Genomic DNA, 13,851 nt, shown 5'->3' on the forward strand with positions numbered 1-13,851 from the left:
CGTGCCAATGGTTGTTTGGCTTACAGTAACCCAATGCGCGATTGTGCTAGAATTCGCTTGAAGGGCAGAGGAAATATTATGGCTGAAAATACTTACAAAGCGATAGTTCGATACGCGGGCGACGGTTATTTCATAGGCATGACGCCAACCGGCATTCCGCAACTGATGGATTCCAAAGGAGATAGGCACGCTGCGGCGACACCGATGGAAATGCTTCTGGTCTCGGTCGCCGCATGTACGGCGATGGATGTTCAGTCTATCCTGGAGAAGAAGCGGCAGGACGTGACCGAATACAATGTCGTGATCACCGGCTCACGGGCGGAGGTACATCCGCGTAAATTTACCGCCTTTCATATCAACCATATCGTGCACGGCCGCAACGTTTCCGACAAAGCCGTTGCCAGAGCGATCGAGCTTTCTGACGAAACATACTGCTCGGTCGCCGCGACCGTTAGGCCAACCGCCGAGATCACAACGAGCTATGAGATCGTCGAAATTGCTGAACAGCTGTTATCGAATAGATCCTGATTTTGAGTGGTACGCATACGTCACCGATATTTGAGGCAAGAGGCAATAGTGTCGCTTGGTACGGGTTTTCCGCTAAGAGCCAGCCTCAACGATCCTGAGGAGATCAGTGAGCTCCGCCGGGAGCGGTTGTTTGAACTCCAGACGTTCTCCGGTTTTGGGGTGTGTGAATGACAGCTTTTCGGCGTGGAGGAAAAACCGCCGCATTGAGTTGATCGCGTTTCGAATGTGTATGTCGGCGACCGTATTGTCGCGGCCTTCGTTATATATCTCGTCGCCCACAACCGGGTGATTGATATATCCCATGTGGACACGGATCTGATGCGTGCGGCCGGTTTTGATCTCGACGTCGAGAAGTGTGAATTTGTCGTAGCGCTTGCGGACGCGCCATAGCGTCAATGCGGTTCGACCATATGTCGCGACCTTCATCCGGAGACGATTGTGTTTGTTTCGGCCGATAGGGACGTCGATCTTTCCCGTGTTCTGATCTGTCTGGCCGTGAACAAGGGCCACGTAAGATTTGAAAACTGTCCGCTCGCGAAACTGCTCCGGACAGAGCCTCGTGTATCTCGTCGTTCTTGGCGACGACGATCAGCCCGGAAGTGTCTTTGTCGAGGCGATGGACGATGCCGATACGCATCTCGGCTTGGTCGCTGTTGATCGCTGACTGCTCGAGTTGAAAGTGATATGCGATCGCATTAGCCAGCGTTCCGCTTTGCACGCCCGCTCCCGGATGAACGACCATTCCCGCCGGTTTGTTGATGACGGCAAGAAATTCATCTTCAAAAACGATATCGAGCGGAATGTTCTCAGGTTCAAATCGTACCGCTGCCGCTTCGATCAGATCGACCTCGACCTCGTCATTCCTGCGGAGTTTGTGCGAAGGCTTGACCGTTTTTTCGTTGACCAGAACATCTTCGTTCTCGATCAGACGCTGCAATTTTGCACGCGACCAACCTTCGATCCTGTCCGCGAGGTAGGCGTCGAGCCGCGTTCCTTCGTCATCCGCATCCACAATAAAGCTATTTGGATTTTCGTTGTGGGCTGGGTCTGTATTTTGTGTCTCGGTCAAAGTATTTCCTTGGTCTCACCGGCCTTTCGCAAACGGAAGATCATAAACACGATCGACGCTGCGGCAACTATCAGACTAACACCTTGTGAGGTCGAAAGCCCTGTGAGCGTTGTGAATCCGAATAGGTCGCCACGCGGATCGTCGCGAATGAATTCGATCGAGAAACGGACGAGCGCATAAATAATGCCGTATGCGATAAGGACCTGGCCGTCAAATTTCTTACGGCGGTGAAGCCAAACGAGCAGGCCGAAGACAGCGAGCATCGTAAATGATTCGATCAATTGCGTCGGGTACAAATAAAGATCAGAGCCGTCGGGCCCATAAACGGGGACGCCGGTATAATCGTGTCCGGCCTCGGTAAAATGCACGCCCCAGGGCAGGTGCGTCTCTTTTCCCCAACAGCAGCCGGCCGAAAAACAGCCTTGTCGGCCAAATGCCTGTCCCAAAGCAACGCCGGGAGCGAATGCATCCGCGGCTTTCCAAAAATTCAGTTTGTACAGCGGCACAAGTATCGCAACCGCCAGAAACCCGCCGATCAGGCCGCCGTAAAACACGCCGCCGCTCCGGAGGAAATCGAGCGTAAATATCTCGACGCCCGGCTCGACAAGGATCATCAGCATCTTCGATCCGACAAGCCCGCCAACTAAGACCCAAAGCCCAAGGTCGTAAATTCTCTCCTTCGGCAACCCGTCCCGAGCCGCCAAGCGTGATGTCGCATAAAGGGCAAGCAACATCCCGACCGCCAAAAAGATGCCGTATGTCGTGACCGGAAACGTGCCGATGCGGAATAACTCTGGATACATTAGTTAGTGTTGGTCGTCAGCGGTTCGCCGCCTGACTCTTTCTTTTCACGCTTGCTCAAGACCATATCGATGATCAGTAATCCCGCACCTACGCAAATGGCCGCATCGGCAATGTTGAAGGTCGGATAATGCCAGTTGCCGAATTGGACATCTATGAAATCTACAACAAACCCAAGTCTCATTCGGTCAACGACATTGCCGACAATGCCGGCAAGCAGCAGAACAAGAGCACCCAAAATACGATCGTCTGTACGCGGGGTCCGCCAAAAAAAGTAAAGCACCAATGCCGCTGCAACAAACGCGACCGCAGACAATCCCCAACGTCCAGCGTCACCGTGGTCGTCAAGCATCGAAAACGCCACGCCCGTATTCTGGGCATACGCAAAATTGAGAAACCCATCGATAACGGGGCGGTCGCTGCCAAAACGCAGCACGCGCGTCGCCCAGGCCTTTGTGACCTGATCGATCATAAAGACACCCCCCGCGATAGCTAAGTAGGCAAATTTCCAGATAAAGTCTTTTTTGGTCACTATGGTTTCTTGGTCTCGGTTGCCGTCTTCGGCTCGGCGTAGAACGATTTGTTTATGATCTTCCACTCGCCGTTTATCTTGAGCAACGACATGTAATCAACAAATTTTACGGTCGGGTAATCGAGTATTACCTTCGCTGTCGCCGCGTTACCGGCAATATCTATGCTCTCTACCCACCGTTTGCGCTTTGCCTCGTCCGCGGCAGGTTTACCCGACGCCCCGGCGATATAATCGGCGAACGAACGCGTCGTATATTTGCCTTCGCGTATGAATATCAGGTTGCCCTCGGTATGAAATGCCTTTTTAAAATATTCACGGTCACCAGTGGCATGGCCCCTCAGATAATTTTCAAGCGGAACGCGAACCGCGTCTTTTTCCGCGTCCTGTGCGAACGCGATCCCGGCGAATGCGAATATTACCGAGAGCAACGCGGCAAACTTGTATTTCATAATTCTTGAACCTCCAATATTAGGAGTTGTTACGTCCGCCGCCGTCAAAGTGTTCGCTATTCCGTATACGGAAAGACCCCTTTCGGTGCTTTGTACTTGCGCCACCAGTCGGCATAACAAACGTCGGTACAGCCGATGGCGTAATGCACGACCTTCCATTTTCCGCCGGTTTTCTTGAGCAAAGCGAAAAAATTGTTGTCAAACATATCCGCGTCCTTTGCTTCCTGATACGGCGTTCCGCGATAGTCAGGCGGACCGCCCGAAGGGCTCTGCGGATCACCGCTGAGAAACGCCCAGTTTCCCGATACGTTGAAATTCTCGGCAGCAAAGACGATCTTTTGCTTCAGCTCCCGCTCGACCGGAATTCGCAGTGATTCGAGTATCGCCTTTCTCACCGGCGAGCCTTTCTCAGGCGTGTATACGCCTTGACCAAACGCCGCAGCCGTTAACGACAATCCTACTATCAATAACGCAGAGATTCTGAAGAACATCTTATTTTCCTCCAAATATTATTGCGCCGTGACTATCTGATCCAACGCGTCCGCACAACGTTCGCAGACGCTTCCGTATTTAGTAAATTCTCCCACTCGCGTCGAATAATTCCAACATCGTTCGCACTTTTCACCATCCGCCGCTTGGATCTCGACGCTTTGAGATTCGCCCTCGTGGACCTCGACCTGCGAGACGATTAAGATGTATCGAAGCTGCTCGTAATAATCTAGCAGGAAGCGCGTTGTCGCGGCATCTGTCGTCAGTACGATCTTTGCTTCGAGCGGCGATCCGATGCGTTTTTCGTTTCGAGCCTCTTCGAGCGCTTTCATCACCTCGTCGCGGATCGAAAAGAGGCGTTCCCAATTCTCCATCAGCCCCGAATTGTCAGCGTCCGAGATCTCAGGAAACTCCGAAAGATGAACAGATCCGACCGACTGCTTTGGCAGGTTTTCCCACGCCTCATCACTCGTAAATACCAATATCGGAGCGAGCAAACGGCTAAGATTGTCGACGATATTGTAGAGTGCCGTCTGCGCGCTTCGGCGTTCTATCGAACGCGGAGCGAAGATGTATAGCCGGTCCTTGATGATGTCAAAATACCTGGCTGACAGCGTCACAGTGCAGAAATTGTAGATCGCGTTATATGCCGATTGAAAATCGTATGCCTTGTAACCCGCAAGCACTTTAGCGGTCACCTCATCAAGATTGGCGAGCGCCCAACGATCTATCTCCAGCATTTCATTCGGAGCGACCATATCGGCGGCCGGATCGAAACCATCGAGATTTCCAAGTGCATATCTCAACGTGTTGCGGAATTTGCGGTAAGCGTCGACGATACGTGCCAAGATCTCGTCCGAGCATCGCATGTCCTGTGTGTAATCTACCGCCGCCGCCCAAAGACGGATGATCTCGGCGCCCGATTTTTCGACGACTTCATTTGGCGAGATCGCGTTGCCGGCAGATTTATGCATCTGCTTGCCTTCGCCGTCCACGACCCATCCGTGCGTTACGATCTGCTTATAAGGAGCACTGCCGTGGGCCGCGATTCCGCAGCTCAAACTAGAGTTGAACCATCCGCGATATTGATCGCCGCCCTCGAGATAAACATCCGCCGGAAACCGCAGAGTGTCGCCGCGAGTTTCGAGTACAGCAACACAGCTCGAACCCGAATCGAACCAAACATCGAGAATATCGGTCTCTTTCCTGAAATCTGCACTTTCGCATTTGGCGCACTTGTAGCCGCCTGGCAACAACTCGCTTTCCGGTCGGTTGTACCATGCGTCGGCAGTCTCGACTGCGAAGATATCGGCAACGTGGTCGATGATCTTTGGATCGGCGACTGCTTCGTCACATGCCTGACAATAGAAAACCGGGATCGGCACGCCCCACGAACGCTGTCGCGACACGCACCAGTCGGGTCGCCCCTTGAACATGTTCGCCATCCGGCCCTGGCCCCACGACGGATGCCATTTCACGTTTTCTATCTCTTCCAATGCCTTAGCACGCAATCCATCGGTCTCGCCTTCTGCGGCGGCGTCCATCGAGATGAACCACTGGGGCGTCGCTCGAAAGATAACGGGATTCTTACAACGCCAACAGTGCGGATAGCGGTGCTCATAATACTCGACGTGGAGCAAGGCTCCGCGCTCTTTCATGAACTCGACTATCTTCGGATTGGCCTTGAAGATATTCTCACCCGCAAAATGTTCGACATCCGCAGTAAAATTGCCCGCCGCGTCGACCGGTGCATAGACCTCAAGCCCGTATCGCTTGGAGATAGCAAAATCGTCCGCACCATGTCCCGGAGCCGTATGAACGCAACCCGTACCGCTCTTCTTGGCCAATTTGTTCTCGTATCTTGCGTCTAATTCGACCTCGGCGTCAGCCTCGCCCAAGGTCACGTGATCGCCGTTCATGATCAGCGATACGCGATCGAGCCACGCATGCTGCGCTTCGAGCCGGTCAAGTTTTGAACCTTTGAAACGAGCGAGTTCTTTTGTGTTCTCGAAACAGCAAGTCTCGGCAAACGCCGCCGCAAGTTCGGACGCGACAATGTAAACGTCTTCGTCAACCTCTATCGCCGAATAGTCGAATTCAGGATTTACCGCAATGCCTAGATTCGCGGGCAGCGTCCAGGGTGTCGTTGTCCAGATGACGAGGGAAACATTTCTTGCGGCGAGGGCTTCGTCGATCAAAACCGGATCGGACTTGAGCGGAAATTTGACGTAGACCGACGGTGACGTGTGCTGTTTGTACTCGACCTCAGCCTCGGCAAGGGCCGTCTGGTCGTGGATGCACCAATAGACAGGCCGCAAGCCCTTGTAAACGTATCCGCGTTCAAGAAACTTGCCGAAGAGACGTGCCGTCGAAGATTCGTACTCAGCCGACATCGTCAGGTAAGGCGTATCCCATTCGCCCAAAATGCCGAGCCGCGAAAAATCGCGGGTCTGACCCTTCATCGCACCGGCGGCATGTTCGCGGCAGATTCGTCGGAACGTCGCGACCGGCAGATCGGCCTTGTTCTTGCCTTTTTCGGCGAGTTTCTTTTCGACATGCGTTTCGATTGGCAAGCCGTGACAGTCGTATCCGGGAACGTATGGCGCGTCGTAGCCCATCATAGAACGCGACTTCACGACAAAATCCTTGAGCGTTTTGTTAAGCGCCGTGCCGATGTGAATATCGGCATTCGCGTACGGCGGGCCGTCATGCAAAATAAACTTTTCACGGCCTTTCCTCGCCGCCGCGATCTGTTCATAAAGCCCCATCTCGCCCCACTTTTTCAAACGCGCAGGCTCGCTCTGCCCGAGATTGGCCTTCTGAGCAAAATCTGTCTTTGGTAGGTTAACTGTCTTCTTTAAGTCAATTGGTTCAGTCATTTTCGTAAAACCTAAATATTAACACGGTGGAAAATTTATTTCCCCAATTGAAAAAGCCCCAAGCCTCATTTTCGGCTTGGGACCCTTTCGAACAAAGCATCAGCTCCGGTTCCGCTCTCTAAGGAGCAAAGTTCCCGTTGGTAATAATGCTAATTTTAAAATCGCTGCACATAATCAAATTGAATGCTAACACAACCCTCGGTCATACCAAAGCACTTTTACTCCTCCTCCACCGTGCATAACAGCGGATATTCCCGTGCTTTTGCGAGGTTCATCGCCTTTTCGGATTTCATATTGGCGATCTCGAATGGATAGATTCCGGCGATGCCGATGCCTTCGTTGTGGACCTTTAGCATGATGGTAAATGCCTCCGCGTCGGTGCGGTTAAAGACGTATTGGAGGACGAAAACGACGAACTCCATTGTCGTAAAATCGTCGTTGTGGAGTATGACCTTGTAGAGTTTTGGTTTTTCGAGCCGCGTTTTACTCTCGGTCAGGACGTCGCCGCCTATGTCATCAAACTCGGGCATAAAGAAAAGTATAGACGAATGCCGCTGTTTTTTGTTAAATTTCAATTGCGCTGTTTACTAAGTATTCAATTTGATGTTGCTTACGCCGCCGATTACTGAAATCGGGCTCGTATTGACCGTCTTCTTACGCAAACGAAAATGAAAAACGCAACGACCTCAGCTAAGGAGAAGTCCGTCGACGATCATGCTCGAATGCTCCATCTGTCGCCTGAAAGAATTGACGGACTCTTCGCCAGCATCGGCCAGAAGCTCCGCGAAGGCCTATCGGGCGAGGCTGAAAAAATCATCGACAAAGCGACCTCGGCAATAGCGTTTACGCCGGATCAATTTGCCCATCTCAAACGCCTTCTTTCATTTACGCTCGAGACTATCGGCCGATATCAGGAATCGCTCGAGGCAGTCAAACCGTTCGAGGATGAAGAGAACCTCTCAAAACTCGAACCCGAAGCGCAGGTTCGCGTAATAACGCAGCTCGCCATTGCCTACAACAACATGGGTGAACAGCCCAAGGCTGTGACGCTCCTCAAAGAAACGCGACAAAAGGCAGAGGACGCAGCACTCGCCGGCCTGCTGGGAAACATCGATATTGCACTTGCACGCGTATACCGAAAGCTCGCCGAATATCCGATCTGCCGCGATTACGGTCAAAAGGCCCTTGACCTTTTTCGTGAGAATGGTGTGTGGCTCGGTATGGCTGAAGCATATCGTGAGATCGCCAATAGCTTTCACCAGGAAGGAAACAGCGAAAGATCGCTCGAATTCTTTGAACTCGGTATCAAGATCATTGGTGAGAATTCAGCTCCTTTCATGCTCGGAAAACTCTACACCGACATGTCCGGCGCATACTGGTTCCTTCGTCGACCGCAGGACGGCGTCGAATGTCTCGAAAAATCGATCGAATTTTTTGAGCAGACAGATCACGCATTGAATTCGGTCATTGCCTATAACAATCTCGGCATCAACCTGATGCTGATCGGCGAATGGGCCAAGGCCGAGGCTATGATCCATCGGGCGCTCGAAATAGGACTCAGACAGAAGTACGTTCATGTCGCGGGCATCTACGATTCGCTCGGCGAATTGAAACTGCTCCGCGGCGAACTCGACGAAGCTGAAGATTTTCTTAACAAGGCCGTCGGCGTCGCACATCAACACAAGCACGCCTGGTACACGATCCAGCCGATGCGCAATCTCGCCCGGCTCTATCTCGCACAAGGGAGATTCAAAAAAGCCATCGAAAAGGCACGTGAGACGATCGATTTTGCCGCCGAGATCGGTGGTAAGCATTACGCCAATATGGCTGGGCTGGTCCTTGCCGAAAGTTATCTCAGCCAGGGCGGCGTCGAAGAATGCGAAAACTCGCTCCGCGTCATCGAGGATAATGACCCGTCAGCAGACTTTTTCGTTCTCGGCAATATTCAGCGCATCCGCGGCCTCGCCGCTCTTGCCGACGAAGACAACGAACTCGCGATTCATCATTTCAGCCGCAGCCTGACGATATTCGAGGCGGGCGAAGATCTATATCACACCGGTCTGCTTCACTATCTGCTCGGTGTAAATCTTGACGAAGGCCACACAGATCGTGCCCGTAAGAGCCTCACTACGGCGGCCGATATCTTTCGCAAGCTCGGCATCAAGACATTTACGGACTCGATCGCCAAAGAACTTGTTCGAGTGGAACGAGCAAAGATCGCTAAACCCGCGACGGTAACGAGCAAGCGAGCAAACTCAGTAGTATCGCAACTCCTGACCGTCCGACTTGCCGAGGCGACGGCGTCCCGCGAACTTCTGTTCCGCGAACTCGTAGCAGTACTGCAACAGGAGAGCAATGCCAAAAAGATAATCATCGCCGAGGTCAACGATCAAAAGCGTCTGTATCCATTTATCACACACGGGTATTCCCCGATCGAAAGTAACGAGCTCGTCGGAAAACTGACCGATGCACAAAACAAGAACGACGAAAAGAATTTCGCCCGGACAAAAAACATCGCCGTTTTGCCGCTGCGGGGAAGTGCGGCCGCTCCGGCGTTTCTGATCATCCAACCGGCGTCGGGTGCTGTGCTTAATGACGACAGTTCGCTCGCACCGCTGCTTCGCGTCGTCGAACTTGGAATGGACGTCGTCGCACTTCGCGAACGGGACAAGTCGACACCGACCGAACAGGACGCGTCGCCATACACGTCAAACAGTCTGATGCCCGGATTTATTCACTCATCGCCGGCGATGACATCGCTGGTCGAAGAGGTATACAAGATCCGTTCGTCCGACGTGACCGTTCTCGTTACCGGCGAATCAGGCACCGGTAAAGAATTGGTTTCGCGTGCGATTCACACGCTTTCCAACCGTAAAGACAGGGTCTTTGTTCCGTTCAACTGTACTGCCGTTCCCAAGGAACTCGCCGAAGGCCACCTGTTCGGCTACAAAAAAGGCGCATTTACCGGTGCCGTTCAAGATTCGCCCGGAACGATCCGCACGGCCGACGGCGGCACTCTGTTTCTCGATGAGGTCGGCGACCTGCCGCTCGATGTTCAGCCGAAATTGCTCCGATTCTTGCAGGAAGGCGAGATCCAGCCGCTCGGCGACAAACGCCCGCTCAAGGTCGATGTCCGCATCATCGCGGCGACGAACATGCCGCTCGAAGAAAAGGTCGCCGACGGCACATTTCGCGAGGATCTTTACTATCGTTTGAACGTAATTCGCCTTCGCGTACCGCCGCTTCGCGAACGCCGCAGCGAGATACCGCCGATCGTCAATTACTACATCAACCATTATTCGGCACGCTTCAACAAGCGAAATATAACGTTCACGCCGCAGACGATCGATATGCTGATGGTGAGCAGTTGGGACGGCAATGTCCGCCAGCTTTGCAACGAGGTCCAACGCGTCATCGCTCGAGCGGTCGATAATGAGGTCGTCACACCCGATCACCTTTCACCCGAGCTGAAACGCAGCTCGCAGCCGCTCACGCCGTTCGGGAACCAAGACAACGTCCGGCCGATCACGAGCTACGACGGATCGTTTTCGCCGTTTACGAACATCGCCGAAGGCGGCACACTCGAGGACGCTGTCACCGAACTCGAAATGCAGCTCATCCGAGCATCGCTCGTCCGCCACAGCTGGAACATCTCGCGAGTAGCGAACGAACTAGGCTTGACACGCCGCGGCCTTTACCTCAAATTGTCGCGGTATGGAATAGAAAAGGCTGCCTAGAGTTCCGAACATCCGCCGGCTTTCCAGCGGCTAAGCGTGCGACGGTTTCGCAGATCTTTGTAGACGACCGCCGTGACGGTCTTTGAGCGTTTGCGGCCTTCGCGGACCGTCATGCAAACGCGGTAGTTTAGGCCGGCGACGACCTGGACCTCGGCTTTGACGATGCGGACCAGCGTCAGCGTTTTGCCGGTCGAACGCGAACGGCTGGCGATAGCGACATTCGCCGCCTTGCGAACGTCCTTATCCAGAACGGACGCGTCACCATAGCCGCCGGTGATCTCCTGCGCCGAAACGCCTGACTCAGCCGCGAAGACCCCAAAAACAAACAACGCGACAAACGAACAAAATATGATGTGCTTTTTCAATTTTCTCTCTCCCTGACTTTTCTTAAATAGCTTCGAATCCGACGATCTGACATCCGAAGCATCAAATTACCGGCTTCCGCCTACTGACTTCTGCCTACCTACACCGCCATCGCATTCAGTCTTTCGACGATCGCGGGCAGTTTATCTAGGACATATTCGACCTCAGCCTCGGTGTTATACTTTCCGAGCGAAAACCGGATCGCGCCCATCGCACGCGAATACGGTAAGTTCATCGCCGCGAGCACGCCTGACGCTTTGCGGTGCGCGTCGCTGCATGCCGAGCCGGTCGATACGCAGACGCCGATCTCATCGAGTTCGTGCATGATCATTTCGCCGTTCGTATTCTCGAATGAGATGTTCGTAACGTTCGGGAGGCGGTTTCCGCCGCCGTTGACACTCGCATTCGGGATCGACGCCAATATGCCGCTCTCCAGACGGTCACGCAGAGTGCGAATTCGCTCGAGCAACGTATGATCATTGACCAACGCCGCTGCCGCACCGAGCCCGGCAATCTGATGTGCAGCCTCGGTCCCGGCACGCCGTCCGTTCTCTTGCCCGCCGCCGATCAGCGACGATGGCAGATCGACGCCTTTGCGAATATATAATGCGCCGATGCCCTTGGGCGCGTAAAATTTGTGCCCCGAGATCGACATCATGTCGATCTGTATGGTCTTAAGGTCGATGGGCATCTTGCCCGCGGCATTGACGCCGTCAGCGTGAAACAGCGCGTCCGAGTTAGCCTTGACGATCGCCGCCGCCTCGGCAACAGGAAATATCACGCCCGTCTGATTGTTTGCCGTCATTATTGACACGATCGCCGTGTCCGTGCGCAATGCATCTTTCAGCTCGTCGAGATCGAGCCCGCCATGCTCGTCGACGCCGAGCCACGTGACCTCGCAGCCTTGTTTTTCGAGCTTTTTACACATCGTTCGCACGGCTTCGTGCTCGACCGCGGTTGTCACGATGTGTTTCTTTTCGGGCTGTAATTCTAACGCTCCGAGTATCGCCCAATTGTCGCTCTCAGTCCCGCCGGACGTGAAAACTATCTCGCCCGGGTCACTCGCACCGAGCATTTTGGCGACATTCTCTCGTGCCTGTTTTATGGCCGAGCGTGCTGCTGACGCAGCGGCGTGACCGGACGACGGATTGCCAAATTCGGTGGTTAGAAACGGCTTCATCGCGTCGAAAACCTCCGGTGCGACCGCGGTCGACGCATTGTTATCAAAATAGATCATCGCTCCACTCTCTCACGCAATTTACGTTTTACTAATTTAACATTTACAATCATAAATATCTTGAACGCAGTACTTACGATCACCGAACCAAACGGACGCACATGGGAATTGGGCGTCACCTCGGGCCGCGAATATACCATCGGCCGTGCAAAGGAGAACGACATCGTCCTCAACGACCGCCGCGTCTCGCGAAAACACGCCTTTATCACTACCTCAGGCGACGGATTTCTGCTGCACGACGGCTATTTTGAGAATGGAGCGGTTGTCCGCAGCGTCAACCGCGTTTTTGTGAACGGCGTGGCGAATATAGAACGCCTGCTCGAGAATGGCGATGTGATCATGATCGGCGAGAGCACGATTGCTTTCAAGAAGATCGCCCCGGCGGCACCTGAGAAATCATCGTTTTCTGCTTCCGTTCCGGTTCATGTCAAATATGACGATGCTCCGCTCGGCCACACGATGGTCCAGATGTCGGCCAACGAGATCATCGGCCGCCAATCGAACCTCGCAATGGAATCGACCGAGGCGACGCCCGACGAGATCAAAGATCTGCGTCGCAAGGCCAAGATCCTTGATCTGCTCTATGAGATGAGCAAAACGCTCGGCACCGTTTTCGATCTCGAGCAGATATTTGAAAAAGCGACCGACCTCATCTTTCGCGGCACGCCCGCCGATCGCGTAATCGCTCTTCTCGCCGACGAAACGGTCGACGGCAAGATCCTAAGCTACAGCCTCTATCAGGTCGGCGCTAAAACGCGCGACGAGAGCATTGCTCAACTCAGCGAAAAACTCACCGTCAGCCGCACCATCACGCAAAAAGTGATGGCCGACAAGATCGCCATTCTGTCGCAGGACGCCAAAACGGACGAGCAATTTCAAGGCGCCGAATCGATCGTTTCGCAAGGCGTGCGCTCCACGATCTGTGCTCCGTTGATCACGCAGTCGAATGTTCACGGCGTCGTTTACGCCGACCGGCTCGATCCTTTCGCCGCATTCACCGCCGATCATCTCGAACTGATCAGCGCCGTGGCCGCTCAAACGGCCGTCACAGTCGAGACCGTAAAAGCTCACAAACGCCTCGCCCGCGAAGAGGTCGCACGCGCCAACTACAGCCGTTTTATGCCGGAATACGTCGTAAAACAGATGCTTGATAATCCCGATTCGTTCAAGCTTGGCGGCGTGAATCAGACGATCACGGTGCTGTTTGCCGATATTCGCGGTTTTACCTCGTTGAGCGAAAGAGCCAATCCCGAAAAGATCGTCGGCCTGCTAAACAAATATTTTACGGCGATGACGGACATCATTTTTGCCCACGGCGGAACGCTCGATAAATACATCGGCGACGGCCTGATGGCATTGTTCGGCGCTCCGACAGCAACACCATCAGACCCGGTAAATGCTGTAAAAGCAGCAGTTACGATGCAAAAGCGTGTTCAGATGTTGAATGGTGAACTTCGGGCGGAGGGCTTTCCTTCCGTCCAGATCGGTATCGGACTACATACCGGTGAAGCAACAGTCGGATACATCGGCTCGGATAAGCGTTCCGAGTACACCGCTATCGGCGACACCGTAAACCTCGCCGCCCGCCTCGAACAAAACGCCGGCGGTGGCCAGATCCTGATCAGCGAGGCAACCAAAATGGCCGCCGGCAACATCTTTCCCGTGACGCCGTTGACTCCGCTCTTGGTAAAAAATCGCATGCAGCCTGTTGAACTTTTTGAGTTAAAATGGGATTGAAATAAGTGGATTCATTTGCGGAATAAGTCT

At 53.6% G+C, this 13,851-nt stretch carries 11 protein-coding genes and 1 pseudogene; 3 read left to right on the top strand and 9 right to left on the bottom strand.

Going from position 1 to position 13,851, the window contains the following annotated elements; genetic code table 11:
• Window positions 1–78: 78 nt before the first annotated feature.
• Window positions 79–528 carry an OsmC family protein gene (locus tag IPK01_04745; protein ID MBK7932802.1) on the top strand — a complete coding sequence of 150 codons (450 nt, stop codon included), beginning with the start codon at window positions 79–81 and terminating at the stop codon, window positions 526–528.
• 72 nt (window positions 529–600) lie between these two features.
• Here the strand turns inward: IPK01_04745 and IPK01_04750 are convergent.
• The 7 genes and pseudogenes from IPK01_04750 to IPK01_04780 form a co-directional block, all read right to left on the bottom strand.
• Window positions 601–1,543 (bottom strand): annotated as a pseudogene (locus tag IPK01_04750) (RluA family pseudouridine synthase).
• A 50-nt stretch (window positions 1,544–1,593) separates the two neighbouring features.
• Window positions 1,594–2,400, bottom strand: coding sequence for a prolipoprotein diacylglyceryl transferase (lgt, locus tag IPK01_04755; GenBank protein ID MBK7932803.1), 807 nt, complete (start codon window positions 2,398–2,400; stop codon window positions 1,594–1,596).
• A complete protein-coding gene (lspA, locus tag IPK01_04760) occupies window positions 2,400–2,930 on the bottom strand; it encodes a signal peptidase II (GenBank protein MBK7932804.1) in 531 nt (176 codons plus the stop codon). The genes lgt and lspA overlap by 1 nt, the downstream gene beginning before the upstream one ends.
• Window positions 2,930–3,379: a nuclear transport factor 2 family protein gene (locus IPK01_04765; protein ID MBK7932805.1), complete on the bottom strand. Its 450-nt coding sequence runs from the start codon at window positions 3,377–3,379 to the stop codon at window positions 2,930–2,932. The genes lspA and IPK01_04765 overlap by 1 nt, the downstream gene beginning before the upstream one ends.
• A 56-nt stretch (window positions 3,380–3,435) precedes the next feature.
• A complete protein-coding gene (locus IPK01_04770; protein ID MBK7932806.1) occupies window positions 3,436–3,870 on the bottom strand; it encodes a hypothetical protein in 435 nt (144 codons plus the stop codon).
• A gap of 18 nt (window positions 3,871–3,888) precedes the next feature.
• The gene (gene ileS, locus IPK01_04775) at window positions 3,889–6,747 is read right to left on the bottom strand and encodes an isoleucine--tRNA ligase (GenBank protein MBK7932807.1); all 2,859 of its coding nucleotides are present in this window, start codon (window positions 6,745–6,747) and stop codon (window positions 3,889–3,891) included.
• Between the two features lie 218 nt (window positions 6,748–6,965).
• On the bottom strand, window positions 6,966–7,277 hold the full coding sequence (locus IPK01_04780; GenBank protein ID MBK7932808.1) for an ATP-dependent Clp protease adaptor ClpS: 312 nt from the start codon (window positions 7,275–7,277) through the stop codon (window positions 6,966–6,968).
• A gap of 138 nt (window positions 7,278–7,415) precedes the next feature.
• Between IPK01_04780 and IPK01_04785 the strand changes: the two genes are divergently transcribed.
• Entirely contained in the window at window positions 7,416–10,484 is a 3,069-nt protein-coding gene (locus tag IPK01_04785; protein MBK7932809.1) for a sigma 54-interacting transcriptional regulator, read from the top strand.
• Here IPK01_04785 and IPK01_04790 read toward each other — a convergent pair.
• Window positions 10,481–10,849 carry a hypothetical protein gene (locus tag IPK01_04790; GenBank protein ID MBK7932810.1) on the bottom strand — a complete coding sequence of 123 codons (369 nt, stop codon included), beginning with the start codon at window positions 10,847–10,849 and terminating at the stop codon, window positions 10,481–10,483. The genes IPK01_04785 and IPK01_04790 overlap by 4 nt on opposite strands.
• Before the next feature lie 98 nt (window positions 10,850–10,947).
• Window positions 10,948–12,084 carry an aminotransferase class V-fold PLP-dependent enzyme gene (locus IPK01_04795; protein MBK7932811.1) on the bottom strand — a complete coding sequence of 379 codons (1,137 nt, stop codon included), beginning with the start codon at window positions 12,082–12,084 and terminating at the stop codon, window positions 10,948–10,950.
• 60 nt (window positions 12,085–12,144) lie between these two features.
• Between IPK01_04795 and IPK01_04800 the strand changes: the two genes are divergently transcribed.
• Window positions 12,145–13,821: an FHA domain-containing protein gene (locus IPK01_04800; GenBank protein ID MBK7932812.1), complete on the top strand. Its 1,677-nt coding sequence runs from the start codon at window positions 12,145–12,147 to the stop codon at window positions 13,819–13,821.
• Window positions 13,822–13,851 lie beyond the last annotated feature (30 nt).

It is taken from the genome of Acidobacteriota bacterium (assembly GCA_016713675.1).
Classification (GTDB): domain Bacteria; phylum Acidobacteriota; class Blastocatellia; order Pyrinomonadales; family Pyrinomonadaceae; genus OLB17.